At 65.4% G+C, this 26450-nt stretch carries 28 protein-coding genes, 2 tRNA genes and 1 pseudogene; 21 read left to right on the top strand and 10 right to left on the bottom strand.

Features of this window, described 5'->3' with window-relative positions:
- Nucleotides 1-210: 210 nt before the first annotated feature.
- The 8 genes from BN976_RS06350 to rpmH all read right to left on the bottom strand — a co-directional run bounded on the left by BN976_RS06350 (nucleotide 211) and on the right by rpmH (nucleotide 5542).
- Nucleotides 211-1215 (bottom strand): ParB/RepB/Spo0J family partition protein, encoded by a 1005-nt coding sequence (locus tag BN976_RS06350; protein ID WP_036368773.1) that lies wholly within the window; start codon nucleotides 1213-1215, stop codon nucleotides 211-213.
- Nucleotides 1212-2168 (bottom strand): ParA family protein, encoded by a 957-nt coding sequence (locus BN976_RS06345; protein ID WP_011783168.1) that lies wholly within the window; start codon nucleotides 2166-2168, stop codon nucleotides 1212-1214. The genes BN976_RS06350 and BN976_RS06345 overlap by 4 nt, the downstream gene beginning before the upstream one ends.
- Complete coding sequence (rsmG, locus tag BN976_RS06340; protein ID WP_011783169.1) at nucleotides 2168-2851, bottom strand: 16S rRNA (guanine(527)-N(7))-methyltransferase RsmG; 684 nt, start codon at nucleotides 2849-2851, stop codon at nucleotides 2168-2170. Before rsmG ends, BN976_RS06345 begins: the two co-directional genes overlap by 1 nt.
- A gap of 98 nt (nucleotides 2852-2949) precedes the next feature.
- Entirely contained in the window at nucleotides 2950-3525 is a 576-nt protein-coding gene (locus BN976_RS06335; RefSeq protein ID WP_011783170.1) for a Jag family protein, read from the bottom strand.
- Nucleotides 3526-3561: 36 nt separating this feature from the next.
- On the bottom strand, nucleotides 3562-4632 hold the full coding sequence (gene yidC, locus BN976_RS06330; RefSeq protein ID WP_049778286.1) for a membrane protein insertase YidC: 1071 nt from the start codon (nucleotides 4630-4632) through the stop codon (nucleotides 3562-3564).
- Nucleotides 4633-4675: 43 nt separating this feature from the next.
- Entirely contained in the window at nucleotides 4676-5023 is a 348-nt protein-coding gene (gene yidD / locus BN976_RS32450; RefSeq protein ID WP_011783172.1) for a membrane protein insertion efficiency factor YidD, read from the bottom strand.
- Nucleotides 5020-5379, bottom strand: coding sequence for a ribonuclease P protein component (gene rnpA, locus BN976_RS06325; RefSeq protein ID WP_011783173.1), 360 nt, complete (start codon nucleotides 5377-5379; stop codon nucleotides 5020-5022). Before rnpA ends, yidD begins: the two co-directional genes overlap by 4 nt.
- Nucleotides 5380-5398: 19 nt before the next feature.
- Entirely contained in the window at nucleotides 5399-5542 is a 144-nt protein-coding gene (gene rpmH, locus BN976_RS32445) for a 50S ribosomal protein L34 (protein WP_003930923.1), read from the bottom strand.
- A 599-nt stretch (nucleotides 5543-6141) separates the two neighbouring features.
- On the opposite strand from rpmH, the gene dnaA reads away from it, so the two are divergent.
- From dnaA to BN976_RS06275, 11 genes are all read left to right on the top strand, one after another.
- Nucleotides 6142-7626: a chromosomal replication initiator protein DnaA gene (gene dnaA / locus BN976_RS06320; protein WP_011777326.1), complete on the top strand. Its 1485-nt coding sequence runs from the start codon at nucleotides 6142-6144 to the stop codon at nucleotides 7624-7626.
- Nucleotides 7627-8201: 575 nt separating this feature from the next.
- Nucleotides 8202-9398: a DNA polymerase III subunit beta gene (gene dnaN / locus BN976_RS06315; RefSeq protein WP_011777327.1), complete on the top strand. Its 1197-nt coding sequence runs from the start codon at nucleotides 8202-8204 to the stop codon at nucleotides 9396-9398.
- A 31-nt stretch (nucleotides 9399-9429) separates the two neighbouring features.
- The gene (gene gnd, locus BN976_RS06310; protein WP_011777328.1) at nucleotides 9430-10323 is read left to right on the top strand and encodes a phosphogluconate dehydrogenase (NAD(+)-dependent, decarboxylating); all 894 of its coding nucleotides are present in this window, start codon (nucleotides 9430-9432) and stop codon (nucleotides 10321-10323) included.
- A 13-nt stretch (nucleotides 10324-10336) separates the two neighbouring features.
- Entirely contained in the window at nucleotides 10337-11497 is a 1161-nt protein-coding gene (gene recF, locus BN976_RS06305) for a DNA replication/repair protein RecF (protein ID WP_036368765.1), read from the top strand.
- A complete protein-coding gene (locus tag BN976_RS06300; protein ID WP_011777330.1) occupies nucleotides 11494-12051 on the top strand; it encodes a DUF721 family protein in 558 nt (185 codons plus the stop codon). Before recF ends, BN976_RS06300 begins: the two co-directional genes overlap by 4 nt.
- Before the next feature lie 231 nt (nucleotides 12052-12282).
- On the top strand, nucleotides 12283-14310 hold the full coding sequence (gene gyrB, locus BN976_RS06295) for a DNA topoisomerase (ATP-hydrolyzing) subunit B (RefSeq protein WP_011777331.1): 2028 nt from the start codon (nucleotides 12283-12285) through the stop codon (nucleotides 14308-14310).
- 19 nt (nucleotides 14311-14329) lie between these two features.
- A complete protein-coding gene (gene gyrA, locus BN976_RS06290; protein ID WP_036368763.1) occupies nucleotides 14330-18118 on the top strand; it encodes an intein-containing DNA gyrase subunit A in 3789 nt (1262 codons plus the stop codon).
- A complete protein-coding gene (locus BN976_RS06285) occupies nucleotides 18119-19024 on the top strand; it encodes a DUF3566 domain-containing protein (protein WP_036368762.1) in 906 nt (301 codons plus the stop codon).
- A 72-nt stretch (nucleotides 19025-19096) separates the two neighbouring features.
- Nucleotides 19097-19170: transfer RNA gene (locus BN976_RS06280), tRNA-Ile, on the top strand.
- A gap of 17 nt (nucleotides 19171-19187) precedes the next feature.
- Nucleotides 19188-19313: a hypothetical protein gene (locus BN976_RS34565; RefSeq protein WP_264000128.1), complete on the top strand. Its 126-nt coding sequence runs from the start codon at nucleotides 19188-19190 to the stop codon at nucleotides 19311-19313.
- Between the two features lie 3 nt (nucleotides 19314-19316).
- A tRNA-Ala gene (locus BN976_RS06275) sits at nucleotides 19317-19389 on the top strand.
- A gap of 48 nt (nucleotides 19390-19437) precedes the next feature.
- On the opposite strand, the gene BN976_RS06270 is transcribed toward BN976_RS06275, so the two are convergent.
- Entirely contained in the window at nucleotides 19438-20574 is a 1137-nt protein-coding gene (locus BN976_RS06270; protein WP_036368760.1) for a site-specific integrase, read from the bottom strand.
- Nucleotides 20561-21220 (bottom strand): helix-turn-helix domain-containing protein, encoded by a 660-nt coding sequence (locus tag BN976_RS32440; RefSeq protein ID WP_084182215.1) that lies wholly within the window; start codon nucleotides 21218-21220, stop codon nucleotides 20561-20563. Before BN976_RS32440 ends, BN976_RS06270 begins: the two co-directional genes overlap by 14 nt.
- Nucleotides 21221-21239: 19 nt before the next feature.
- Between BN976_RS32440 and BN976_RS06265 the strand changes: the two genes are divergently transcribed.
- The 10 genes and pseudogenes from BN976_RS06265 to BN976_RS06220 all read left to right on the top strand — a co-directional run.
- A complete protein-coding gene (locus BN976_RS06265; RefSeq protein ID WP_235621979.1) occupies nucleotides 21240-21506 on the top strand; it encodes a helix-turn-helix domain-containing protein in 267 nt (88 codons plus the stop codon).
- A 154-nt stretch (nucleotides 21507-21660) separates the two neighbouring features.
- Nucleotides 21661-22128 carry a hypothetical protein gene (locus BN976_RS06260; RefSeq protein ID WP_036368758.1) on the top strand — a complete coding sequence of 156 codons (468 nt, stop codon included), beginning with the start codon at nucleotides 21661-21663 and terminating at the stop codon, nucleotides 22126-22128.
- A complete protein-coding gene (locus BN976_RS06255) occupies nucleotides 22125-22424 on the top strand; it encodes a hypothetical protein (protein ID WP_036368756.1) in 300 nt (99 codons plus the stop codon). Before BN976_RS06260 ends, BN976_RS06255 begins: the two co-directional genes overlap by 4 nt.
- Nucleotides 22421-22768, top strand: a complete 348-nt coding sequence (locus BN976_RS06250) for a DUF2742 domain-containing protein (RefSeq protein ID WP_036368754.1) — start codon at nucleotides 22421-22423, stop codon at nucleotides 22766-22768. Before BN976_RS06255 ends, BN976_RS06250 begins: the two co-directional genes overlap by 4 nt.
- Complete coding sequence (locus BN976_RS06245) at nucleotides 22765-24141, top strand: AAA family ATPase (protein WP_051558300.1); 1377 nt, start codon at nucleotides 22765-22767, stop codon at nucleotides 24139-24141. Before BN976_RS06250 ends, BN976_RS06245 begins: the two co-directional genes overlap by 4 nt.
- The gene (locus BN976_RS31990; RefSeq protein ID WP_051558299.1) at nucleotides 24138-24686 is read left to right on the top strand and encodes a hypothetical protein; all 549 of its coding nucleotides are present in this window, start codon (nucleotides 24138-24140) and stop codon (nucleotides 24684-24686) included. Before BN976_RS06245 ends, BN976_RS31990 begins: the two co-directional genes overlap by 4 nt.
- A gap of 297 nt (nucleotides 24687-24983) precedes the next feature.
- Nucleotides 24984-25418: pseudogene (locus BN976_RS06235) on the top strand (phage portal protein); the annotation flags it as partial.
- A complete protein-coding gene (locus BN976_RS06230) occupies nucleotides 25418-25597 on the top strand; it encodes a hypothetical protein (protein WP_036368750.1) in 180 nt (59 codons plus the stop codon). The pseudogene BN976_RS06235 and the gene BN976_RS06230, both read left to right, overlap by 1 nt.
- Nucleotides 25594-26070: a hypothetical protein gene (locus tag BN976_RS06225; protein WP_036368749.1), complete on the top strand. Its 477-nt coding sequence runs from the start codon at nucleotides 25594-25596 to the stop codon at nucleotides 26068-26070. Before BN976_RS06230 ends, BN976_RS06225 begins: the two co-directional genes overlap by 4 nt.
- Before the next feature lie 103 nt (nucleotides 26071-26173).
- A partial coding sequence (locus BN976_RS06220) for a phage major capsid family protein (protein ID WP_036368746.1) occupies nucleotides 26174-26450 on the top strand: 277 nt, incomplete at its 3' end.

Below are 26450 nucleotides of genomic sequence, written 5' to 3'. Positions count from 1 at the left end.
CCCGGTCTCTACACCGCGCGGGAACGCGCGGTTGCCTCTCCAGGATAGAAGCCCGACGATCCACCGGCCCGATCTGGCCGCCGAATTCCGGTCCTGCGGGCTTGTTCCGCGAAATCACATGGGGCACTTCGGCTTTGCGGCACCGAGCGGCTCCCGGAACGGGAACCGTACCGGCTGTGTCACAGTGACGTAATTCCCCGGTGTGGTTGGTCATGGCTGGGACGCGTTCATCAACTCCACAATGCGCTGCAAATCGTCGACGGACCCGAATTCGACGACGATCTTGCCCTTGCGCTTCCCCAGGCTGACGGTGACGCGGGTGTCGAAGGCCGTCGACAACTGTTCGGCGACATCCTGCAGGCCGGGCATCTGGATCGGCTTGCGGCGCGGCGCCGTGGGCGGAGCTTCGCCGTTGCGGTTGGCCAGGGTGACCGCTTCCTCTGTCGCACGCACCGACAGCCCTTCGGCCACGATGCGCGCGGCGAGCTCCTCCTGTGCCTCCGGTCCCGCCTCGAGGGACAAGAGCGCTCGCGCATGCCCGGCAGACAGCACGCCCGCGGCCACCCGGCGTTGCACGGCGATCGGCAACCGGAGGAGCCTGATCATGTTGGTGATCACCGGACGTGATCGACCGATCCGCGTCGCCAGTTCGTCGTGGGTGACGTCGAACTCCTCGAGCAACTGTTGGTAGGCGGCGGCTTCTTCGAGCGGGTTCAGCTGCACCCGGTGGATGTTCTCCAACAGCGCATCGCGCAGCATGCTGTCGTCGGCGGTCTCACGGACGATCGCCGGGATCGTCGCCACCCCGGCCAGTTGTGCGGCCCGCCACCGGCGCTCCCCCATGACGAGCTGGTAGCGGTCGGAGCTCTCGCCCTCTCCCCCTGGGGTCGCGCGCACGACGATCGGCTGCATGAGCCCGAACTCGCGGATCGAGTGCACGAGCTCCGCGAGCGCCTCTTCGTCGAACACCTGACGGGGCTGGCGTGGGTTGGGATCGATCTGCGACGGCGCGATCTCGCGGTACACCGCCCCGACCGGGTTGACGTCGGTGGCGGCCGGCGGGGCGACGGGTGCTCCGCCGAGCACGACGTCGGCGGCGGCGGCTCCCATCTTCGGTCCCAGCGTGGCCGGCTCGCCTCCCTCCGCGGGTCCCGTCGGGATCAGCGAAGCGAGGCCGCGGCCGAGACCGCTGCGCTTACGGGCCTGATTGTTCATCGATCCCCTCCTCCTTCGTCCCCACCCCGCAGCGCCAGTTCCCGACTCGCATCGAGATAGCTCATCGCTCCTCGGGAGCCGGGGTCGTAATCGATGATCGTCATCCCGTAGCCGGGCGCCTCGGAGACCTTCACGCTCCGCGGAATGACGGTCCGCAACACCTTGTCGCCGAAGTGGGCGCGCACATCCATCGCCACCTGGTCGGCCAGTTTGGTGCGTCCGTCGTACATGGTCAGCACCACGGTGGTGACCTCGAGTTCGGGGTTCAGGTGTGCCTTCACCATCTCGATGTTGCGCAGCAACTGACCCACCCCCTCGAGCGCGTAGTACTCGCACTGAATGGGGATCAACACCTCGGGCGCCGCTACGAGCGCGTTGATCGTCAGCAGGCCCAGAGACGGCGGACAGTCGATGAACACGTAGTCGAAGTCGTAGTGCTTGAGCTCTCCGAGCGCCGTGCGCAGCCGCCCCTCGCGCGCCACCATGCTGACCAACTCGATCTCCGCACCCGCCAGGTCGATAGTCGCCGGGATGCAGTACAGCCGCTCGCTGTGCGGGCTGCGTTGCAGCGCGGCCTCGACGGAGATGTCACCGATCAACACCTCGTACGACGACGGCGTCCCGGGGCGATGCTCTATGCCCAACGCGGTGCTGGCATTGCCCTGCGGGTCCAGATCGATCACCAAGGTGCGCAGTCCCTGCAGCGCGAGCGCCGCGGCGATGTTGACTGCAGTGGTGGTCTTGCCGACCCCGCCCTTCTGGTTGGCGACGGTGAACACCCGCTGCCGCTTGGGACGTGGCAGCTGGCCCTGCACGGCGGCCTGCATCAATCGGACGGCACGCTCGGCTTCAGCCCCGATCGGGGTGTCGACCTCTGGAGAGTTCCACGTTTCACGTGAAACATCGGCAGGCGGTATCGCCTCAGGGATCCCGGAATCAGTGGAAGCGGACATCACCTGTGTCTCCTTCCTGACCGTGACTGGCTCACCTTCGCCACTCCCTGAAACCCTACGACCACCGTCGCGGGCGGCTCCACGTATTGACCGCCACATCTCTCCACCTTCACTTCGGACACTCCCAAAGCCGCCATCGCACGCCGATGCTGCTGTACCTCGTCGTCAGCTCGCTCCCCCTTGATCGCCAACATGCGGCCGCCCACCCGCAGCAGCGGGCTGCTCCACTTCGTCAGCTTGTCGAGGGAAGCGACGGCCCGCGACACCACCACGTCCGTCGTCCCCACCTCCTCGCGGACCGATCGGTCCTCGGCGCGACCGCGGACGACATCACAGTCAATGCCGATCTCTTCGATCGTTTCCCGAAGGAACTCGCTTCGGCGAAGAAGGGGTTCGATCAGAATGACGTGGACATCCGGCCGGGCCAGGGCCAACGGTATCCCGGGCAGCCCCGCCCCACTACCGATGTCGGCGACACGCTCGCCGGGCTGCAACAGCTCGCCCACCACGGCGCAGTTGAGGATGTGTCGGTCCCACAGGCGCTCGACTTCGCGGGGCCCGAGCAAGCCCCGCTCGACGCCCGCCCCCGCCAGAATCCGGGCGTAGAGATGGGCCTTCTCCAGCGCGGGTCCGAAGACCGCCTCCGCCGCCTCGGGCGGTGGTGGCACCTCCGCATGTTTCACGTGAAACATCCTCCGACTTCGCGAGGCGAAACCACCAACCGACTCCCTTGGGCTGGCGGAGAACTACATCGATGTAACTCGGCCGCCGGACGCTCGCCTCAGTCGACCAGAACGACGACGCGGCGCGACGGCTCGACGCCCTCGCTCTCGCTGTGCACACCCTGCACCGCGGCCACCGCGTCGTGGACGATCTTCCGTTCGAACGGAGTCATCGGGGCGAGCTCTTCGCGCTCACCCGTCTCGAGCACTCGGTGGGCCACCTTGTCGCCCAGCGCCGCAAGCTCGTCGCGCCGCCGGCGACGCCACTGCGCGATGTCCAGCATCAGTCGGCTGCGCTCACCGGTCTTCTGGTGCACCGCCAACCGCGTCAGCTCCTGCAGCGCATCGAGCACCTCGCCCTTACGTCCGACCAGCTTCGTCAGGTCGCCGCCGCCGTCGATGCTCACGACCGCCCGGTCGCCCTCGACGTCCAGATCGATGTCACCGTCGAAGTCGAGCAGGTCCAGGAGCTCCTCGAGGTAATCGCCGGCGATCTCGCCCTCGGCGACCAGCCGCTCCTCCAGATCCTCCCCGGAGTTCGACGCACCGCTCTCGGCGCGCTCCTCCTCGACGGGCGGCGTCTCGACATCCGCCGTCGTAGCTGCGCCGCCGGCGCCGTTCTCGATCTCAGTCATTGCCACACCTCTCCTCTAGTCGCGGTCGCCCGCGCGTCAACGTTTCCGCTTCTTGGGCCGCGCGCCAGGCCTCGGGGTGCGATTGCTCGCCCCGCCCTGCGCTGCAGATGTCGTGGGGCTCTCGGCCGCCGGCGGCGTTTCCGAGGGAGCCTCGTCGATGCCCGCACTCTCGGCTCCGGCGGCACCGTCGGAGGGTCCCGCAACAGCCGAATCGGTCCCGGCCTTCTTCTTCCGGCTGGGCTTGGCGCCGGGCGCCGGCGCATTAGCGGCACGGCGTTCGATGGCTTCGAGCTTCTTCTGCTCTTCTTCCTTCTCGATCATCCCGAACACGTAGTGCTGCTGACCGAACGTCCAGATGTTGTTGGCGAACCAGTACAGGATGATCGCCAACGGAAGGAACGGACCGCCGACGACGACGCCGAGCGGGAACACGTACAGCGCCAGCTTGTTCATCATCGCGGTCTGTGGATTGGCGGCCGCCTCGGGGCTTTGGCGTGCCACCGAGGCTCGGCTGTTGAAGTAGGTCGCGATGCCGGCCATGATCATGATCGGGACGCCGACGACGATCACCGACAACCGGTTGAACTCCGTGAACGCGTCCAGCCCGTGCTGCTGGATCATCGTGGCACCCAGGGGCGCGCCGAACAGGTTCGCATCCAGGAAGTGGCCCACATCCGTCGCGCTGAAGAAGTAGTTGGGCAGACTGCGGTTCTCCTCAACCGACAGCCCGAGCCGCCCGATGCCGGTCTGCGTCCGGTTGAAGGACATCAACACGTGATAGAGCCCGAGGAACACCGGGATCTGCGCGAGCATCGGCAGGCAGCCGAGGATCGGGTTGAACCCGTGTTCGCGTTGAAGCTTCTGCATCTCCAGCGCCATCCGCTGACGGTCCTTGCCGTACTTCTTCTGCAGCGCCTTGATCTGAGGCTGGAGTTCCTGCATCTGACGGGTGGTCCGGATCTGCCGCACGAACGGCTTGTACAGAATCGCGCGCAGCGTGAACACCAGAAACATCACCGACAGCGCCCAGGCGAAGAAATTCGACGGCCCGTCGACACCGGGAATGAGCCCGATCAGGAAGGCGAAAGCCTTGTACCAAACCCACATGATCGCCGACACCGGGTAATAGATGATGTCGAGGCTGAACCAATTAAACGACACTCGTCTGACTCTTCCCTTGCTGTACCGGACGGTTCCGGTGTTCGGCTGTGCCACAGGTAACCGCGGCGGCACACGGGCCCTCGCCCGTTGCGTCACTGTGACTTTCGCGGTCGGGTATCGGGTCCCATCCTCCGTTATGCCATGGCCCGCATTTGAGTAGCCGGACCAGGGCCAGCCAACCGCCACGGAACAACCCGAATTCGGTCAACGCGTCGACGGCGTACTGGCTGCACGTCGGGGTGAACCGACAGGTCGGCAGACGCAGTGGAGAGATGGTGTGACGGTAGAGCTGGATCAGATAGACCACGGCCCGCACCGCGCGGGAGCGCGCGGTCATGACGGGGCTCCGGTCCGCTGCCTGATGCGCTCCAGAGCCGTACGCAGCTCTTGCTCCAACCGGGGTGTGACCGCGTCGCGGCTGCGCGGTAGCGCCCGGATCACCACCCGATCTGACGGGTCGAGATCCTCGAGGACCGCGAGTGCGGCATGACGGAGTCGCCGGGACACCCGGTGTCGCTGGACGGCATTGCCGACGGCTTTGGAGACGATCAGACCGACCCTCGGTCCGGGGTCAGCTGTCTGGTCGGAACGCAGCCGGTACACCACGACATCGGGCTGAGCCGCCCGCGTCCCCTTGCTGACTGTGGCACCGAACTCGGTCGACCGGGTCATCCGGTGTTGGGCCGGAAGCACCGCGTCAGACCTGACCGGGTCACGCAGTCAGTGAGCGACGGCCCTTAGCGCGCCTGGCCGTGACGATCGCACGACCGGCGCGGGTGCGCATCCGCAACCGGAAACCGTGCACCTTGGCGCGGCGACGGTTGTTGGGCTGGAAGGTCCGCTTGCCCTTGGCCACGGCAGTTACTCCTTGTTGAGTCTGGCCCCCACGCCGGCCCGACATGAAACCTCATGACGGACGTGACGCAGTCGGCCGTTGGTAAGCTCGATCGGTCTCGCAAAGCTAGCCGGCGCGGTCCCGAACGGGCCGGTCGCAGCCGTATCACCACGTGCGGGCGACTGTTCGAGGGTACTGACGAGATTTCGCTGGGTCAAACCTGCCAGACCACCACCTCGTGGCCGCAGCCCCGCGATCCGAAACACGTCGTCTGCATCACATCGACCACAGCCGTCACGTTCGTCTGGAACTATTGTGGCGGCCGCGATTCCGCTTCCCGGCAATGTTGCAGAACTGTTGGCACCCGGAGAGAAAACTGTTAGCTTCTGGCAAGGCCGATTCCACATCGGATCGGCGAAAGACAACGAAGCGAGAACGCCCACACTCCGTCGCGAGCCCACTGTGTGCACCGTGATGAGCTCCGGCATTAAGGTGTCCTCGCCGGTAGACAACCTAACGGCGACGAGCGTCCTCTTTCCACAACCTGTGGATAACTTTGTGGACAGTTCGTCCTCGTTATCTGGCCGTCCCCGCAGGGACCACAAGGGGGGTGAGCGTCGTTGACCACTGACCCCGATCCGCCCTTCGTGTCGATCTGGGACAACGTCGTCACCGAACTCAACGGGGCCGGCGAAGTCGGAAACGGTTCACTGACCCCGCAGCAGCGGGCGTGGCTCAAACTCGTCAAGCCACTCGTGATCACCGAGGGCTTCGCTCTGCTGTCGGTGCCGACTCCGTTCGTTCAGAACGAGATCGAACGGCATCTCCGTGAGCCGATCGTGGCGGCGCTGAGTCGGCAGCTGGGTCAGCGCGTCGAGCTGGGCGTGCGGATCGCCGACCCGGTTTCCGACGAGAGCGACAGCGGATCCGTCGCATCACCGGCACCGGTGGCCGCGGCCGACCCCGATGACGACGTCGTCGACGACGACCTCGCCGCCCGCGCCAGCGCCGAAGAGAGCTGGCCGTCGTATTTCACCAACCGGGCCAATCGCGCCGCCGAAGACGACGCCACCTCGGTCAACCTCAACCGCCGGTACACCTTCGACACGTTCGTCATCGGCGCGTCCAACCGCTTCGCCCACGCGGCGTCCCTGGCCATCGCCGAAGCGCCGGCCCGGGCCTACAATCCGCTGTTCATCTGGGGTGAGTCCGGGCTCGGCAAGACTCACCTGCTCCACGCCGCAGGCAACTACGCGCAGCGGCTGTTCCCCGGGATGCGGGTCAAGTACGTCTCGACCGAGGAATTCACGAACGACTTCATCAACTCACTCCGCGACGACCGCCGGGCGTCGTTCAAACGCACCTACCGCGACATCGATGTGCTGCTGGTCGACGACATCCAGTTCATCGAAGGCAAGGACGGCATCCAAGAGGAGTTCTTCCACACCTTCAACACGCTGCACAACGCGAACAAGCAGATCGTGATCTCCTCCGACCGACCTCCCAAACAGCTCGCCACGCTGGAGGACCGGCTGCGGACCCGGTTCGAGTGGGGCTTGATCACCGATGTCCAGCCGCCCGAGCTGGAAACCCGAATTGCGATCCTGCGCAAGAAGGCTCAAATGGACCGGCTCGACGTCCCCGGCGACGTCCTGGAACTCATCGCCAGCCGGATCGAACGCAACATCCGTGAGCTTGAAGGCGCGCTGATCCGGGTCACCGCGTTCGCGTCCCTGAACAAGACACCGATCGACAAATCGCTCGCCGAGATCGTGCTGCGGGATCTCATCTCCGACTCCAGCACGATGCAGATCAGCACCGCGGCGATCATGGCGGCGACCGCCGAGTACTTCGAGACCAGCGTCGAGGAACTGCGTGGCCCGGGTAAGACCCGCGCGCTGGCCCAGTCCCGGCAGATCGCGATGTACCTGTGCCGCGAGCTCACCGATCTCTCACTGCCCAAGATCGGCCAGGCCTTCGGCCGGGACCACACCACCGTGATGTATGCGGAGAAGAAGATCCGCGCCGAGATGGCCGAGCGCCGTGAAGTCTTCGATCACGTAAAAGAGCTCACCACCCGGATTCGGCAGCGCGCCAAGCGCTGACGGTCAGCTCACCCCACCCTGTTTCCTGACACCTCGCCGCGCCGGCCCCGGCGTGTTGCGGCGCGTGTCCGCTCCACCGCGCCTGCACACGGCTGGAGAATTTCTGCAACTGTCGCCCCATTTGTCACACCAACAGCTGTGCACCGGACTGTGGACAACCTGGGGTCAACGTCCCCGGTCGATGCGAAATACTCCCCAATGTCGGGCCGATCCCCAGGCGCCGCCCGGTCGTCCAACTCCGCTCCCCAAGCTGCGCACAGACCCTCGATACCGCTGGCCTGCGCCGACCCCGCCTTATCCCCAATCTGCACAGCACCTACTACTGATACTTGTATCTATCCATCAATTTCTTCTAGAAGAAGGCCCCTGGGGAAAGTTGTCGTCCACCGGTCCGACGGACCCGGCACGGCCTGCGTGTCGGCCCTGTCGTTTAGCTTTCAAGTTGGGGCCGAAAGCTCTACGGTGGTTCATCGACAGCCGTTGCGGTGGTCGCAGTGTGCGCAGGTGGCGCAACGTGTGACTCCGCCGAAACCGCTGGTAACTGCTTTTATCGGGGTGTGCATCGAAGGGACGCTATGAACGTGCCGACAACGGCTGGTCTGACGGATCTGAAGTTCCGGCTCACTCGTGAGGACTTCGCCGACGCAGTTGCGTGGGTGGCACGTAATCTGCCGTCTCGCCCGACCGTCCCGGTGCTGGCAGGTGTGCTGCTCACCGGTTCCGACGAGGGTCTGACCATCTCCGGATTCGATTACGAGGTCTCCGCGGAGGTGCAGATTCCTGCCGAAATAGCTTCTCCTGGAAGCGTTTTGGTATCTGGGCGGCTTCTCTCCGACATTGTCCGGGCATTGCCGGCCAAGCCCGTCGACGTCAGTGTGGAGGGCACCAGGGTGTCCTTGACCTGTGGCAGCGCCAGGTTCTCGCTGCCTACGATGCCGGTCGAGGATTACCCGACGCTGCCGACGCTGCCCGACGAAACCGGGGTGGTGTCGTCGGATCTGTTCGCCGAGGCCATCGGCCAGGTCGCGGTGGCCGCCGGCCGCGACGACACGTTGCCGATGCTCACAGGTATCCGCGTCGAGATCTCCGGTGAGAAGGTCGTTTTGGCGGCCACTGACCGGTTCCGGCTGGCGGTGCGTGAATTGACGTGGTCGACGGGCGCCGCCGGGGTCGAGGCTGCGGTCCTCGTTCCGGCCAAGACGTTGGCCGAGGCGGCCAAGGCCGGTACCGACGGCAACGAAGTGCATCTGGCGCTGGGAGCCGGTCCGAGTGTCGGCAAGGAGGGACTGCTCGGCATTCGTAGCAAGGGCAAGCGCAGCACCACCCGGCTGCTGGATGCCGAGTTCCCGAAGTTCCGCCAGCTGCTGCCCACCGAGCACACCGCGATCGCCACCATCGGAGTCGCCGAGCTCACCGAGGCGATCAAGCGTGTTGCGTTGGTGGCCGACCGCGGCGCGCAGGTACGGATGGAGTTCGCCGACGGTGTGCTGCGGCTGTCCGCCGGAGCCGACGATGTCGGGCGCGCCGAGGAGGATCTGCCCGTCGAGTTCTCCGGCGATCCGCTGACCATCGCATTCAACCCGACGTATCTGACCGACGGGCTGAGCTCGCTGCACGCCGAGCGCGTGACATTCGGCTTCACCACCCCGAGTCGCCCCGCGGTGTTGCGGCCGGCGGCAGAAGACGACGGCGGCGCCGGAGGTAGCGGGCCGTTCCCGGCCGCTCAAACCGACTACGTCTACCTGTTGATGCCGGTTCGCCTTCCCGGCTGACCCGGTACTTCGACACGAGGAGGACGTTGACATGCAGTTGGGTCTGATCGGTCTCGGCAAGATGGGTTTCAACATGCGTGCCCGGCTGCGCGACGGTGGTCACGACGTGGTGGGGTTCGATCCGAGACCCGAGGTCTCGGACGTGGCCTCGCTCGCGGATCTCGCGGCGCGGCTGAGCGCTCCCCGCGTGGTGTGGGTGATGGTGCCGTCCGGGACCGTGACCGACAGCACGATCTCCGAGTTGGCCGGTGTGCTCAGCCCGGGCGATCTGGTTATCGACGGCGGCAACTCCCGCTACACCGAAGACGGCAGGCACGCGAATCTGTTGGCGGAGAAGGGAATCGCGTTCATCGATGCCGGTGTTTCGGGTGGCATCTGGGGGCTGACGGAAGGTTACGGGCTGATGGTCGGCGGCAGTGACGCCGACGTGGCGCGCGCGATGCCGATCTTCGAGACGCTGCGCCCACCAGGACCTCTCGAGGACGGATTCGTCCACGTCGGGCCGGTCGGAGCCGGACATTTCGCCAAGATGGTGCACAACGGCATCGAATATGCGCTGATGACCGCCTACGCCGAGGGCTACGAGATGTTGGCCGCCGAAGACCTGGTGAAAGACCCCCAAGCGGTGTACCAGGCCTGGACCAACGGGACGGTGGTGCGGTCCTGGCTGCAGCAGCTGTTGGCGAAGGCTCTCAAGGAAGATCCGAGCTTGTCCGATATCAGCGGCTACACGGAGGATTCCGGTGAAGGGCGGTGGACCGTCGAAGAGGCGATCCGGTTACGGGTCCCGGTGCCGGGCATCGCGGCCTCGCTGTTCGCGCGCTTCCTGTCCCGGCAGGACGAGTCTCCGACGATGAAAGCTGTTGCGGCTCTTCGTAATCAATTCGGCGGCCACGCCGTCAAGCGGGTTAGTGAATCAGGCTGACCGAGGTGTATCCGTGTATGTACGTCACTTGGCACTGACCGATTTCCGATCGTGGGCCCGCGTCGAGCTCGAGCTGGAGCCCGGCCGCACCGTCTTTGTCGGATCGAACGGCTTCGGCAAGACGAATCTCATTGAGGCGCTGTGGTATTCAGCCACGCTCGGGTCGCACCGGGTGGCCTCTGACGCACCACTGATCCGTGCCGGAGCCGAACGTGCGGTGGTGTCCACCATCGTCGTCAACGACGGCAGGGAACTGGCGGTGGATCTGGACATCACCTCCGGGCGGGCGAACAAGGCACGGCTCAACCGCTCCCCCGTGCGTTCGGCCCGTGAAATTCTGGGTGTCCTGCGGGCGGTGTTGTTCGCTCCGGAGGATCTCGCGCTGGTGCGCGGTGACCCCGGCGAGCGTAGGCGCTATCTCGACGAGCTCGCGACCACGCGACGGCCGCGCATCGCGGCGGTCCGTGCGGATTACGACAAGGTGGTCAGGCAGCGGACGGCTCTGCTCAAGACGGCTTCGGGTGCCCGATACCGGGGTGACAGGGGGGCGCTCGAGACACTCGACGTCTGGGACGGTCACCTGGCAAGCCATGGTGCCCAACTGATTTCGGCCCGGGTGCAACTGGTCAACGAACTGGCTCCCGAAGTTGAGAAGGCATACCAACTGCTGGCACCGGGATCTCGGCCTGCCGCGATCCGCTACCGCAGCGGCGTGGACGTCGTGGAAGCCGAAGCGGCGGCCGGGAACAGCGATGAGGAGATGTTCGAGGCGGCTCTGCTCGACGCGTTGAGTCGGCGCCGTGACGCCGAGCTCGAGCGCGGTGTGTGTCTGGTCGGTCCGCACCGCGACGATCTGGAACTACGCCTCGGTGATCAGGTTGCCAAGGGATTCGCCAGCCACGGTGAATCATGGTCGATGGCGTTGGCGTTGCGGTTGGCCGCCTACGAACTGCTGCGTGTGGAAGGGAGTGATCCGGTGCTGTTGCTCGACGACGTGTTCGCGGAGCTGGACAGCGCCCGCCGGCAGGCGCTGGCCCAGGTAGCCGCGACCGCTGAGCAGGTACTGGTGACCGCCGCGGTGGAGGAGGACATCCCGGCCGAATGGGATGCCAGGCGGATCGGGATCACCATGCAGGACAGCGATGGCGGGCGCATCTCGGTGGTCCGGACATGACCGAAGAGGACGACGCCCTGAATCCGCCCGCCCATCTCGAGGGCCTCAAAGGTATGGACCTGGTCCGCCGCACCCTCGAGGAGGCGCGCGGTGCGGCGCGCCAGCAGGGCAAGAACGTCGGGTTGGGCCGCTACTCCCCCACTGCGCGCCGGGTCGCGGGCAGTGGCAGGCGCCGATGGTCGGGCCCGGGACCGGACAGTCGCGACCCCCAGTTGCTCGGAGCGGTCACCGGCGACGTGGCGAGGACGCGGGGCTGGTCGGCCAAGGTCGCCGAGGGGGCGGTGTTCGGCAGGTGGCGCGCCGTGGTCGGGGACCAGATCGCCGCGCACGCCGCGCCGACCGCACTGCATGAGGGCGTCCTGACGGTGTCGGCGGAATCGACCGCATGGGCCACACAGCTGCGGATGGTGCAGTCCCAGATCCTGGCCAAAATCGCCGCGGCCGTCGGCGACGGCGTGGTCACGTCGCTCAAGATCGTCGGGCCGGTGGGACCGTCCTGGCGGAAGGGGCCCTACACCGTGCCCGGTCGCGGTCCGCGGGACACCTACGGTTGACCCGTTCCGGCCTGCCCTCAGAGCCGCCAGAAGACCGGGAGGCGTTGCCGACGGCGTCAAGACCTATCCACATCCGAGAAATTCCGCGCACGTCGCAATCAGGTATGTGGAAACGCCGCCGCAGAATCGGTGCTGACGGTGTGCGAAGGTAGACTGTGACGGTGATCCGCAAGGGGCGGTCGACCCCTTAGTCGGCAATCCCCTGCTAAAGACCAAGGAGACGCCTCCAACGTGGCTGCCCAGAAGAAGAACGCCCCGGCTGAGTACGGCGCCGATTCCATCAAGGTCCTCGAGGGCCTGGAAGCGGTACGAAAGCGTCCGGGCATGTACATCGGTTCGACCGGTGAGCGCGGCCTGCACCATCTCATCTGGGAGGTGGTGGACAACGCGGTCGACGAAGCGATGGCTGGTTTCGCCACCAAGGTCGACGTCAGGATTCTCGAGGACGGCGGCGTCCAGGTCACCGACGACGGTCGCGGCATCCCGGTCGCCATGCACTCCACCGGCATTCCCACCGTCGACGTGGTGATGACCGTCCTGCACGCCGGCGGCAAGTTCGAGGAGGGCGCCTACCAGGTATCCGGCGGCCTGCACGGCGTCGGCGTTTCGGTGGTGAACGCGCTGTCCACCCGGCTGGAAGCCGATATCCGCAAGGACGGTTACGAGTGGCACCAGACGTATGACCGCTCGGTGCCCGGCACCCTCAAGCAGGGCGAGAAGTCCAAGGACACCGGCACCACCATCCGGTTCTGGGCGGACCCGGACATCTTCGAGACGACGAACTACGACTTCGAGACGATCGCACGCCGCCTGCAGGAGATGGCGTTTCTCAACAAGGGCCTGACCATCGAGCTGACCGACGAACGCGTCACCCCGGCAGATGTCGTCGACGACGTCGTCAGCGACCACGCCGAGGCCCCGAAGTCGGCGGAGGAGAAGGCCGCCGAGGCCGCTGCCCCGCAGAAGGTCAAGCACCGCGTCTTCCACTACCCTGGCGGCCTTGTCGACTTCGTCAAGCACATCAACCGCACCAAGACGCCGATCCAGCCGAGCATCATCGACTTCGACGGCAAGGGCGAGGGCCACGAGGTCGAGATCGCGATGCAGTGGAACGCCGGCTACTCGGAGTCGGTGCACACCTTCGCCAACACGATCAACACCCATGAAGGCGGTACCCACGAGGAAGGCTTCCGCGCAGCGCTGACCTCGGTGGTGAACAAGTACGCCAAGGACAAGAAGCTGCTCAAGGACAAGGATCCCAACCTCACCGGCGACGACATCCGCGAAGGTCTCGCGGCCGTGATCTCGGTGAAGGTGTCCCAGCCGCAGTTCGAGGGCCAGACCAAGACCAAGCTGGGCAACACCGAAGTCAAGTCGTTCGTGCAGAAGATCTGCAATGAGCAACTCAGCCACTGGTTCGAAGCCAACCCAGCTGAGGCGAAAACCGTTGTCAACAAAGCGGTTTCGTCGGCACAGGCGCGGATGGCGGCCCGCAAGGCGCGCGAGTTGGTGCGTCGCAAGAGCGCCACCGACATCGGCGGCCTGCCCGGCAAGCTCGCCGACTGCCGCTCCACCGATCCCAGTAAGTCGGAACTGTATGTGGTGGAGGGTGATTCGGCGGGTGGCTCCGCCAAGAGCGGCCGCGACTCGATGTTCCAGGCGATCCTGCCGCTGCGCGGCAAGATCATCAATGTGGAGAAGGCGCGCATCGACCGCGTGCTGAAGAACACCGAGGTTCAGGCCATCATCACCGCACTGGGCACCGGCATCCACGACGAGTTCGACATCTCCAAGCTGCGGTACCACAAGATCGTGCTGATGGCCGACGCCGACGTCGACGGCCAGCACATCTCGACGCTGCTGCTGACGCTGCTGTTCCGGTTCATGAAACCGCTTGTGGAGAACGGCCACATCTTCCTGGCGCAGCCGCCGCTGTACAAGCTGAAATGGCAGCGCAGCGATCCCGAGTTCGCGTACTCCGACCGTGAGCGCGACGGCCTGCTCGAGGCGGGCCGGGCCGCCGGCAAGCGGATCAACGTCGAGGACGGCATCCAGCGCTACAAGGGTCTGGGCGAGATGGACGCCAAGGAGCTCTGGGAGACCACGATGGACCCGTCGGTGCGGGTGCTTCGTCAGGTGACCCTCGACGACGCGGCCGCCGCCGACGAACTGTTCTCGATCCTGATGGGCGAGGACGTCGAGGCCCGACGCAGCTTTATCACCCGTAACGCCAAAGACGTTCGCTTCCTTGATGTTTAACCAGGCATAGGAAAATTTCATGACTGACACCACGTTGCCTCCAGGCGGCGAAGCAGGCGACCGCATCGAGCCGGTCGACATCCAGCAGGAGATGCAGCGCAGCTACATCGATTACGCGATGAGCGTGATCGTCGGGCGCGCGCTGCCCGAGGTCCGTGACGGCCTCAAGCCGGTGCACCGCCGCGTGCTGTACGCGATGTTCGACTCTGGCTTCCGGCCTGACCGGGGTCACGCGAAATCCGCACGCTCCGTTGCCGAGACGATGGGTAACTACCACCCGCACGGTGATGCGTCGATCTACGACACGCTGGTCCGGATGGCCCAGCCGTGGTCACTGCGCTACCCGCTGGTCGACGGCCAGGGCAACTTCGGCTCGCCGGGTAACGATCCGCCAGCCGCGATGCGCTACTGTCTCACCGGCGACTCGATGGTGCGGTTACCGTTCGGGCAGTCGGTGCGCATCGGCGACGTCGTGTCAGGCGCTCAGCCGAACTCGGACAACGCGATTGAGCTCAAGGTCCTGGACAGGCATGGCAACCCGGTTGTGGCCGATGCACTGTTCCACTCGGGTGATCACGAAACCTTCACGGTACGAACCACCGAAGGCTACGAGGTCACGGGGACGGGGAACCACCCGCTGCTGTGTCTGGTCGACGTCGGCGGTGTTCCCACGCTGCTGTGGAAACTGATCGAAGAGATCCGTCCCGGCGATCGTGTCGTGCTTCAGCGGACGCCACCGGTCGAGTTCGGACCCGCGGACTGGCATGACGTGATGGAGGCGCTGCTGCTCGGAGCCTTCATCAGCGAAGGTTTCGTCAGTGAATCGCGCGCCGGTTTCAACAACCTTGACCGCGACTACTTCAACATGGTTGTTGCCGCGTACGACTCGGTCGTCGGCGGGCCCCGCTATGTGTACGAGCGGGAGATCGTTTCCGGCTCGAACCTGCTCGAGTTGGACATCCAGAACCTCACCTCCTTGAAGCGGAGCCGACTGGTGGACCTACTTGGCCAGCGGTCGGCAGCCAAAATGGTCCCTGAATGGCTGTGGAACTCTGCAGCCGCAGTGAAGCGCGCATTCCTTCAGGCCCTCTTCGAGGGTGACGGATCTTGCTCGGCCCTGCCGCGCAACACGATTCAGGTGTCCTACTCCACTCGTAGCGGCCAGTTGGCGAAGGACGTCCAGCAGATGCTGCTGGAGTTCGGAGTCATCTCACGGCGGTACCTGCACGCCACCGGTGAGCACAAGGTGGTCATCATCAACCGCGCCAGTGCCGAAGAATTCTCCGCGCGGGTCGGATTCGGAGGAGCAAAGCAGCGGAAGTTGCAGCGGTTGCTCTCCGACCTGCCCGAACGAGCCGCAGGACTCGACGGCGATCATGTTCCCGGTTTGGCGGCGTTCATCCGTCGCGAGTGCGGGAGTCCCTGGGTCGACAAGGAGTGGCTGCACAAGCACAACATCGACAGGTTGTCGCGCTGGCGCCGAGATGGCAGCGAGATCGTGACTCGCATCACCGACCCGGACGTCCGCGCGATCGCAACCGAACTCACCGATGGTCGCTTCTACTACGCCGAGGTGGCGTCTGTCGTGAGTGCCGGCGTGCAGCCGGTCTACAGCCTGCGCGTCGACACCGACGACCACTCTTTCATCTCGAACGGGTTCGTCAGTCACAACACCGAAGCGCGACTGACTCCGCTGGCGATGGAGATGCTGCGCGAAATCGACGAGGAGACAGTCGATTTCATCCCGAACTATGACGGCCGGGTGCAGGAGCCGACGGTTCTGCCGAGCCGGTTCCCGAATCTGCTCGCCAACGGCTCCGGCGGCATCGCGGTCGGTATGGCCACCAATATCCCGCCGCACAACCTGCGCGAGCTCGCCGAGGCAGTGTACTGGTGCCTCGACAATCACGAGGCCGACGAGGAAGCCACGCTGACCGCGGTCTGTGAGCGGGTCAAGGGCCCGGACTTCCCCACCCACGGCCTGATCGTCGGCTCGCAGGGCATCACCGACACCTACAACACCGGACGCGGATCCATCCGGATGCGTGGCGTGGTGGAGATCGAAGAGGACAGCCGCGGTCGCACGTCACTGGTGATCACGGAGTTGCCGTACCAGGTCAACCACGACAACTTCATCACCTCGATCGCCGAGCAGGTCCGCGACGGGAAACTGACCGGCATCTCGAACATCGAGGACCAGTCCAGTGACCGTGTGGGTCTGCGCATCGTCGTGGAGATCAAGCGCGACGCCGTGGCCAAGGTGGTGCTGAACAATCTCTACAAGCACACCCAGCTGCAGACCAGCTTCGGCGCCAACATGCTGGCGATCGTCGACGGGGTGCCGCGCACGCTGCGCCTCGACCAGCTGATCCGGCACTACGTCAACCATCAGCTCGACGTCATCGTCCGGCGCACCACCTACCGGCTGCGCAAGGCCAACGAACGGGCCCACATCCTGCGCGGTCTGGTCAAGGCCCTCGACGCGCTCGACGAGGTCATCGCGTTGATCCGGGCCTCGGCGACCGTCGAGATCGCGCGCGCGGGACTTATCGAGTTGCTCGACATCGACGAGATCCAGGCTCAGGCGATCCTGGACATGCAGCTGCGCCGGTTGGCCGCCCTGGAACGTCAGCGCATCATCGACGATCTGGCCAAGATCGAGGCCGAGATCGCCGATCTCGAGGACATCCTGGCCAAGCCGGAACGGCAGCGCACCATCGTGCGCGACGAGCTCAAGGAGATCGTCGACAAGTACGGCGATGACCGTCGTACCCGGATCATCCCGGCCGACGGTGACGTCGCCGACGAGGATCTGATCGCCCGCGAGGAGGTCGTCGTCACGATCACCGAGACCGGCTACGCCAAACGGACCAAGTCCGACCTGTACCGCAGCCAGAAGCGTGGCGGCAAGGGTGTGCAGGGCGCCGGCCTCAAGCAGGACGACATCGTCAACCACTTCTTCGTGTGCTCCACACACGACTGGATCCTGTTCTTCACCACGCAGGGCCGGGTGTACCGGGCCAAGGCCTACGACCTGCCCGAGGCGTCCCGCACCGCACGCGGCCAGCACGTGGCCAACCTGCTGGCCTTCCAGCCGGAGGAGCGCATCGCCCAGGTCATCCAGCTCAAGAGCTACGAGGATGCGCCGTACCTGGTGCTGGCCACCCGCAACGGATTGGTGAAGAAGTCCAGGCTCGTCGACTTCGACTCCAACCGGTCCGGCGGCATCGTCGCGGTCAACCTCCGCGACGGGGACGAACTCGTGGGTGCGGTGCTGTGTTCCGCCGAGGACGACCTGCTGTTGGTGTCCGCCAAGGGCCAGTCGATCCGCTTCTCGGCGACCGACGAGGCGCTGCGGCCGATGGGCCGCGCGACCTCCGGCGTACAGGGCATGCGATTCAACGAGGAAGACCAGCTGCTGTCGCTGAACGTGGTTCGCGAGGACACCTATCTGCTGGTGGCCACGTCGGGCGGTTACGCCAAGCGCACCGCCATCGAGGAGTACTCCGCACAGGGCCGCGGCGGCAAGGGAATCCTCACGATCCAGTACGACCGCAGGCGGGGCACCCTGGTCGGGGCGTTGATCGTCGACGACGACACCGAGCTGTATGCCATCACCTCCGGCGGCGGTGTCATCCGCACCGCCGCGCGCCAGGTCCGCAAGGCCGGACGCCAAACCAAGGGCGTTCGCTTGATGAACCTGGGTGAGGGCGACACACTTATCGCGATCGCGCGCAACGCCGAGGTCGGCGACAGCACGGACGAGGTCAACACCGACCTGGACGCGACTGATGATGAGGAGTCGTAGGTGAGCTCACCGCAGGAGCCGGGGTACCCACGGGCGGGTGAGGCGGCCAACGGCTCGCCTGCCGGGTCGCCGGGCTCAGGTCACGACGGCGGACCACGGCCGGCGCACACCGCCGAAGGTGCCGATGTGCCGCCGTGGCAGCGCGGTCCAGCGGGTCGGGCCCGGCAGCACCAGGCTCCCGAGGGCGCTCAAGGCGAAGGACCCCGGCCGAATGCTCCCGGTGGTCTCGATGCCCGGCTTAACCGGTTCATGGCCGGTGGGTCGGCCCCGGCCGGCAGCCAGGAGACCGAGCCCGCGCCTGCGCAGCGCAACGCGCGCACCGAGGTGGTCCGCACCGAAGGCAACCGGCCGGAGCCGGGGCCACGGCCCGACCAGGGTGCGGCCTACGCCAGTGAGATCCCCGACCTGTCGGGACCCCGTCCGCCGCAGCAACGCAAGCCGGTGGACCGGCCGGTGCCCGAACAGCAGCCCAAGCCGGCGCCGAAACCGGCACCTCCGGCCGGCAACCGTGCCGTGCAGGTCGCCACCCGTGCGCACACCGGCCCCGTGCGGGCCAGCATGCAGATCCGCCGCGTCGACCCGTGGAGCACGCTGAAGGTGTCGCTGTTGCTGTCGGTGGTGCTGTTCTTCGTGTGGATGATCGCGGTGGCGTTCCTGTACCTGGTCCTCGGCGGCATGGGTGTGTGGAGCAAGCTGAACAGCAACGTCGGCGACCTGCTCACCAGCGCCAGCGGCAGCTCCGGCGGAGAGCTGGTCTCCAGCGGCACGATCTTCGGTGGGGCCGCGCTGATCGGGCTGGTCAACATCGTGCTTCTCACCGCGGCGGCGACCATCGGGGCGTTCATCTACAACCTGACGACCGATCTGGTGGGCGGCGTGGAGGTCACCCTCGCCGACCGCGACTGAGGTCACCACTTCGCGGTTTGGGAGACGGGTTGTCCGTACGGTAATCTCGTCGCTCGGTCCGTGTGGTTGAACGGGGCTATAGCTCAGGCGGTTAGAGCGCTTCGCTGATAACGAAGAGGTCGGAGGTTCGAGTCCTCCTAGCCCCACGGAAAGGTACAAGTCGATGAAGCCGGTGCTCCTGCTCGGCGCGGGCATCGCGGCGGCGGTCGCGGTGTTCGTGTGGCGGACACAGCACGGCCCCGAGGTGTGGCACACAGCGCCGAACCCCGGCGCAGACCTACCTTCCTGACCGGGGGCCTTAGCTCAGTTGGTAGAGCGCTGCCTTTGCAAGGCAGATGTCAGGAGTTCGAATCTCCTAGGCTCCACAATCAAACAAGCAGGTCAGACAGTATGTTGTCTGGCCTGTTCTGCTGTCAGGCAGCGTCCGTGACCACATTTTGACCACAATCACGAGTCAATAGCGCGTTGATGGCCACCCCGACCGCCTCGACATCGGACCCGTACAAGTGGCCATAGCGGTCCAAAGTGAGTGCGGCGGATTCGTGGCCAAGCATGTTCTGCAGGCTCTTGATGTTCGCCCCACCCTGGATCGCCAGCGACGCCGCGGTGTGCCTCAACTCGTGGATCTTGAACTCATAGAGCACCGTGTCGCGGCCATCGCTGTCGGGCACGGTACGGGGGAACAGCTTCGCGGCCGCCACGGCGTCGGCCCACCACCGTCGCCGGACGTTCGTGCCCCGCATGTATCCGCCGGTGGAGTCTGGGAACACCAGGGCGTCCGCGTCCCCAGGTGTCAGGAGATCCGCGACAAAGGCCGGCAAGCTGACCGTGCGGCCCTTCCCATTCTTCGGCGACCCCACCACGAACCTGTTGTCGACGAGAGCCACCGACCGCGTCACACGGATCTGCAACTTCTGCAGATCGACATCGCGGCCCCATCTAAGCTCGGCGGCCTCCCCAAACCTCAGCCCACACGTTCCGAGCACGTACACCAAGGCCCGGTGATCCCCGGCCGCATCCGCCAACGCGTGCAACTGCTCCAGCGTCAGGAAACGCTGCTCCACCGACGTCACCGAAGGCAGCTCGACCCCGTCAACGGGATTCATCACCAGACGGTTCTCCCGCACCGCCATCGCCAGCACTTGGCGAAGCACGCCGATCGTCTTGTGCACCGACGCCGGGGCGTGGCTCGTGCTGAGATCTGCCACCCACTCCCGCACCAACTGGCGACTGATGTCCCCTAACGGGACCTCGGCGTGCTCGGCGATGAAAGTGTCCAGCACAACCTGATATCGGGCACGGGTCGATGGCTTCAACTTGTGCTTCGAGTCCAGCCACTCCCCCGCGAACTGCCCCAACTTCACCCGGCCCGCGGCTGGCGCCACATACGCTCCCTTGCGCTTGTCGACCTCCAGCTGGTTCGCCCACGCCGTCGCGTCCCGCTTCGTCTCAAACCCGCGCTTCGTGGTCTGCCGATGATCGGGCGTCCGGTAGCGCACCCGGTAACGCGTTGCACCAGAAGCGGTTTCGTACTTCTCAATCGTCGCCATTAGCCACCTCTGATTCGTCTACCCAGCCAGCTTCTATGAGGTTGCGTTGCGCGTCCTGACGCAATTTTTTTATGTCGGCACGCCAGCGATCAGCGAGTTCCACACTGACCCACGGCGGGCAGGCCCGCTCAAGGAACGCTAGAAACCGGGCAGCAGAGGGCGTCGGGTGGGCGTCGGGAGTGGGGAGATCCTGCGCAGTCAGCCACAGCCACCCGACCTCTGCGCGAACAGGCGAACGCAGACCAGTGAACTCGATCTCGTCGTTTGTGCCGACTGTCCTCAGCTTCGGCATCAGCAGGCTAACCGGCGAGACACCGAGTGCGACCGCAAGTGCAGCAAGATCATCTGGCGTAACGCGCCTCTCGCCTTGCTCAATACGGCGAATCCCAACCGCATTGATCGACCAGTTCGCCTCGCTTGCCAGTCGTTCCGATAGCTCGGTGAAGTTCCACCCAGCGGCCTCGCGGAACTCCCTGACGTTGTCGGCGACAGCACGTGCCGTTGGGCCAATTTCTGGTTCCTTACCTACCACCCCGCCATACTGACACACTTTGGCAGCCAAAACACGATCCGTCGCCAATCTTGACAGCGGATCACCGGAGTGGTCTACTTCAGGCACTGCCAAAATTGGCAGCAGAAACGCCAATCATCGACAGGAGTTGACAATGACAAAACCGCCCACGGTCGACGCCCTTGTGGCCGACCTCGTGGCACAGATGGAGCAGCACGTCCCCGAACACCTCCTACCCCACATCGCCAAACCCGAGCACGTGGCGACTGTCCTGCACACGACAGTCGACGCACTTGCTCAGGATCGCTACCGCCGCCGAGGACTGCCCTGGTGCAAAGTCGGCGGCCGAATCCGCTACCTCAGAGCCGATGTCCTGAAGTTCCTCGCCGACAACAGGATCGGCGGCCCGGATGCTGCTTAATCGGCCGCAGGAATGGCACTGCGACCTCGGCCTTGTCGATGACGACTTCACTGAGGATCTGCGGGCCAACCGGCCCGGAAAAAGCGAATCCCCGGAGGTTGCCGCCTCCGAGGATTCAGAACCTCTCCCCATCAGAAAGTAGGTACGACCAATCATGACACAAACCACCGAACTGCCGGCACTCCCTGACGGGGTCGACATTCTTAACCAGGAGCCGTTCTGCCCCGACGCCAGCGGGAACAGCTCTTACCGGATCGTGTGGTCGCTGCCCGCCGCGGTCCCCGACCATATGGCTGACCTCGACATCCGCCTCGGGGCCACGCAACTGCCAGACGGGTCGATCGTCAACGACGGCACCACCGAGCATGAGGTTCCCACCATCTACGTCGGTGGCCACTCGCATCCGGTCGCCGATGCCCGTGCGCTCGCCAACGCACTGCAGGATCTCGCCGACCTCGCCGACACCTGGACCGGGACCACCGACGTGCACGCCGTCATGGCCAACGCTCACCGAGCAGTCCGGGCCGCCTACATCCTCCTGCGCACCGAGCCCGGAAACGTCGGGGACTACCTCCGCGCCGCGCTGGACAGCATCAGCGATGCAGAAGAGGTGATCCGATGACCACGACAGTGTGCGGCTACACCTGGTGCCAAGCCCAGGATGATCCCCAGCACTCCGAGCACATCTGGTCCGACAGTGTCGACGGGTCCACCCTCCTCGGCCGACCGCGGCACGCCGCCGTATGGAACTCGGTACAGGACGGTGAAGCCCTCTCGATCATGGTGAGCGTTTACGGCGACGCGGACGACGACAGCATCGGCGAAATCTGGCTCACCATCGACCAAGCCACATACCTGCGCGACGCACTCACCAAGGCCATCGAGAACGCCGAAGCAAGACCGGGCCTCAGCCAATGACCGACAAGAAGATCGTGGAGACCCGCCGCCTCGACGCGGCGGGTTCCTCCCGCGAAGTCAACTGGTGGGCCACACACCTGTTCATCGAAGCCGCAGTAGCCCAAGCCAATTGTGGCCCCATTCCGGTCGCCGGCACACCGGCATGGTCCGCCCTGGCCGACGGCGACCCGCGAAAACTGCTGTCGGTGGCCATCGCTGGAGAACACCACGTGCTCCGCGTCGAGATCGGGCAGGAGCAGCGCGCCCAGGCCGCCGAGGACATCTGGGGCGGCGCCGACTGGTCCGAGGCTGCACGGACTTTTACGCGTCGTCACGAAATTGACGAGATCAGGAGAGCGTCGTGACGGAGATCAACTGGGGGACACCATCCGACCCCCAACTGACGCTGACTCGACTGTCAGACGTGTTGCCGGAACGCGTCGAATGGCTGTGGCCTGGTCGGCTACCCGTCGGTAAACCTGTGACCCTCGACGGTGATCCTGGCCTCGGCAAGTCCACGCTTGCACTGAAGATCGCTGCGACCGTCTCCAACGGAGGAAGCTGGCCGGACGGAGGGCGCTGTGAGCACCACGGCGACGTGCTCCTCCTCTCGGCAGAGGATGGCCTAGCCGACACGGTGCGGCCGCGCCTCGACGCCTCGGGAGCAGACGTCACCCGCGTGCACGCAATCGAAGGCAAGTCCTACCTCGACGCCGAGACCGGCGAGCGATACCTCCGGCCGCTCACCCTGGCCGACATAGCCGACCTGGAACGTGCGATGAAACTCGTCAGCGCACGGTTGCTAGTCGTCGACGTCCTGATGGCTTTTCTTTCGAACGGCACGGACTCGCATAAGGACCAGGACATCCGTCGCGTGCTATCGGCCCTGTCCGCAGCAGCAGAGCGCAATGACTGCACAGTGCTCCTGCTGCGCCACCTGAACAAGGCCAAGGGCGGTGATCCGCTCTACCGAGGTGGCGGGTCGATCGGCATTGTCGGTGCTGCCCGCGCCGGCTTGTTGGTGGCCGCCGACCCGGACGACCCGACGCGCAGGGTTCTGGCGTGTGTGAAATCCAACCTGGGCCAAATGCCCGACTCGTTGGCCTACCGACTCGTCGATTGCCCCGACCTCGGCGTCGCCCGCGTGGAGTGGGAAGGCGTCACCGGGTACGACGCTCACCGGCTCCTCGCAGGATCGGCCCCAGACGAGGATCGCCACGACGTCGACCAATGGCTGACTGAGTTCCTGGCAAACGGTTCTAAGAAGGCCAACGAGGTCTATTCCGGGGCCGATGCGGCCGGCTACTCGAAGGATCAAGCCAAGCGCGCCAAGAAGCGACTCGGTGTCCTCGCCGTCAGGGAAACCGGCGACGGACCGTGGTTCTGGAAGCTCCCAGCCAAGGGAGCGACCGACCAAGGGAGCACCCCGGACACCCAAAACAGTGCTCCCTTGCTCCCTTGCACTTCAGAAGGGGTGCGGAAGGCCGAAAATCGACCAAGGGAGCAGGGTGCGCCGGACCGCTCCCTTGGTCGGGCAGAAGCAGATCCACCCGCGCCATCCCCCAATGCGATGGCTAGCCACGCCCACCCGCCAGCCCTCATCACCAGCCGACGCGCCCGCACTATCAAAGGAAAACCAACCTCCAGCTACCCCAACTGCACGATCTGCGGACAGTCCGTATCCAACGGCACCGACACCCACTACGAATGCCGCAGCAAACAACAGGCCGCATCATGAACCGCCATCGCGTCATCTTCGTCGACCCCGAACTCTGGACCACACCCAAGGAGAACCGCATGAACCCCACCATCACCACCGGCGACTGGCGACGCGCTGGCGCACTACTCAAACACCGCCTCGCCCGCGACGTCGACGGCTGCAACGCCATCCTCGAAGAAACCATCCAAGTCGCCCGCCTCTCCAACCTCATCGTCGCCCTCATCGGCACCCTCGACGCCGTCGCCGATCAATTGCTGACACCACTCGGACTCGACGGCCTCAACGAATGGCTCGAAGCCTGGACGCGCACCGACTTCGACCCGACCCGACCCACCGAGTGGACACGAGCCGCAGCCCTGGCCGTCGCCTGCCACGCCAAGGACACCTCGGAGATGCACCGGGTCATCGAGGAGGGCGACGACGACAACGTCACGCCGGTCGTGCTATCCATCATCGACGCCTACGCCGCCGCGTGCCCAGCACTGGCTACCCACACCGGCTCCCAAGTCATCACCCACGGCCTCCGAATGCTGACAGGCATGGAAGCCGAGGGCGACCAGTGACCCTCCGAACCTGCCTCCAGTGCGGCGAACCCTGCGACGGACCACGCTGCCCCGAGCACGACACCAAAGGCACCGCCACCCAACGCGGCTACGACGCCGCCTGGGACCGCCTGTCCCGCAGAGCCAGAAGGCTGCAACCGTTCTGCGGATCATGTGGTGCCACAGAGGACTTGCAGACCGACCACACCCCCGAAGCATGGGCACGCAAAGCCGCTGGCAAGCCGATCAGGCTCTTGGACGTTCAGGTGCTGTGCGGACCATGCAACCGCGACGCCGGAGCCGCACGAGGACCCTCACAACGCCGCCGACCTCTCCGGCTACGAGGCGTCGGTGCGGGTCATCCTCGGGCAGATCATGGCCGTGTCCACCTTGCCCGCGCACTACGTCGGGGTGTTCAGCGACAACCCGGCATCCGCTGATGCCCTCCGGGCCGCCGAGGCTTCACTGACCGCTCGGGCCGAGGCACGGCAAGCCACCTTCGGCAGGGCGTGGGAGCAGGTCGCCCGCCTGATGATCGCTGTCCGGGATGGCCGCGACCCGAACCTGATCGACGACATACGGGTGCATTGGGCCGACGCCGCGACCCGATCCGTCGCCCAGGAGGCCGACGCCGTGGTCAAGCTCTACCAGTCCGGTCTACTGCCCGCCGCCTACGCGTTGGGCAAGCTCGGATACTCCGACGACGAAATCGCCAAGATCAGGGCGGCCACGCCGACCCAAGAGGTGGCGTGATGCGCCTGGCTGCACGTGATCTCGACCCGTCTGTGACCGTCTCACCCGAGACGGGCCGCCCCATCCGAATGCGCACCGGCGCACTGACCTACATGATGACCCCCGCCGAAGCCATCGCACTCGCCACCGACCTAGCCGACGCAGTAACCCGACTCAGAGCACAGGAGAACCAACAATGACCGACGACGCCACCACCGAGGCAACCGAACCCACCAACGCTGAGGCAGATGACCTTTCTCTGCCATCGCAGGAAAAGGGGTACGAAACAATACGTACCCCTGACGAGTCCGATTTGGAATCGGGAAACCCTGAAGGGTCAGATCCGGAATCCGACCCCGACGTGTTCCCCCGCGAGGTCGTCGAGGAGTTGCGCCGCGAGAACGGCAAGCACCGCCAGCGCGCCCAGAAGGTCGCCCGCCGCCTCCACGCCGAGTTAGTTCGCGCCACAGGGCGATTGGCCGACCCTACTGATCTGGAGTTCGCCGAGGACCACCTCGACGACCCGGAAGCCCTCACCGCAGCGATCGACGAACTCCTCGACCGCAAGCCGCACCTGGCGAGCCGCCGACCGATGGGGGACATTGGGCAAGGTAACCGCGGCTCAACCTCGGAGCCGTTCAGCCTGCTTGGTCTACTGAAAGAGCACACATAGGCGGTAAACTGCACAACGAGGGCCTGGCGCCCGGTAGCACCACCGATTGACGTCCTGGCGACGTGTCGAATCCCCATCAACGACACAACGTTAGGACTCAATCGTGGCCATCGAAGTCACCTCCGCTAATTCCACCCTCATTCAGTCGCAGGTAGCCAACCTGCTCGTCCAGCCCCTCGAACAGGCATCGACATTCCTGGCCGCCGGCCCCGTGGTACTGGACTCCTCCAGCCCCGTCCGGGTGCCCCGCGTCGCCAATGGCGTCACCGCCGGCTTCGTCGCTGAAGGCGCCCAGATCAGTGACGGGGACGTCGCATTCGACGAGGTAACGCTCCTCCCGTCGACCCTCAAGGGCCTGAAGGTTCTGGTGAAGCTCTCAA

The sequence above is a fragment of the Mycolicibacterium austroafricanum genome (assembly GCF_000612725.1).
Taxonomy (GTDB): Bacteria; Actinomycetota; Actinomycetes; order Mycobacteriales; family Mycobacteriaceae; genus Mycobacterium; species Mycobacterium austroafricanum.
This window is presented reverse-complemented; position numbering and strand designations above follow the sequence as displayed.

Coding starts and splice junctions, on each gene's coding strand:
- BN976_RS06350 (WP_036368773.1), bottom strand. CDS start 1,215: ATGAACAATCAGGCCCGTAAGCGCAGCGGTCTCGGCCGCGGCCTCGCT.
- BN976_RS06345 (WP_011783168.1), bottom strand. CDS start 2,168: ATGTCCGCTTCCACTGATTCCGGGATCCCTGAGGCGATACCGCCTGCC.
- BN976_RS06335 (WP_011783170.1), bottom strand. CDS start 3,525: ATGACTGAGATCGAGAACGGCGCCGGCGGCGCAGCTACGACGGCGGAT.
- yidC (WP_049778286.1), bottom strand. CDS start 4,632: ATGTGGGTTTGGTACAAGGCTTTCGCCTTCCTGATCGGGCTCATTCCC.
- yidD (WP_011783172.1), bottom strand. CDS start 5,023: ATGACCGCGCGCTCCCGCGCGGTGCGGGCCGTGGTCTATCTGATCCAG.
- dnaN (WP_011777327.1), top strand. CDS start 8,202: ATGAACGTGCCGACAACGGCTGGTCTGACGGATCTGAAGTTCCGGCTC.
- gnd (WP_011777328.1), top strand. CDS start 9,430: ATGCAGTTGGGTCTGATCGGTCTCGGCAAGATGGGTTTCAACATGCGT.
- BN976_RS06300 (WP_011777330.1), top strand. CDS start 11,494: ATGACCGAAGAGGACGACGCCCTGAATCCGCCCGCCCATCTCGAGGGC.
- gyrA (WP_036368763.1), top strand. CDS start 14,330: ATGACTGACACCACGTTGCCTCCAGGCGGCGAAGCAGGCGACCGCATC.
- BN976_RS34565 (WP_264000128.1), top strand. CDS start 19,188: ATGAAGCCGGTGCTCCTGCTCGGCGCGGGCATCGCGGCGGCGGTCGCG.
- BN976_RS06270 (WP_036368760.1), bottom strand. CDS start 20,574: ATGGCGACGATTGAGAAGTACGAAACCGCTTCTGGTGCAACGCGTTAC.
- BN976_RS06265 (WP_235621979.1), top strand. CDS start 21,240: ATGACAAAACCGCCCACGGTCGACGCCCTTGTGGCCGACCTCGTGGCA.
- BN976_RS06260 (WP_036368758.1), top strand. CDS start 21,661: ATGACACAAACCACCGAACTGCCGGCACTCCCTGACGGGGTCGACATT.
- BN976_RS06255 (WP_036368756.1), top strand. CDS start 22,125: ATGACCACGACAGTGTGCGGCTACACCTGGTGCCAAGCCCAGGATGAT.
- BN976_RS06250 (WP_036368754.1), top strand. CDS start 22,421: ATGACCGACAAGAAGATCGTGGAGACCCGCCGCCTCGACGCGGCGGGT.
- BN976_RS31990 (WP_051558299.1), top strand. CDS start 24,138: ATGAACCGCCATCGCGTCATCTTCGTCGACCCCGAACTCTGGACCACA.
- BN976_RS06230 (WP_036368750.1), top strand. CDS start 25,418: ATGCGCCTGGCTGCACGTGATCTCGACCCGTCTGTGACCGTCTCACCC.
- BN976_RS06225 (WP_036368749.1), top strand. CDS start 25,594: ATGACCGACGACGCCACCACCGAGGCAACCGAACCCACCAACGCTGAG.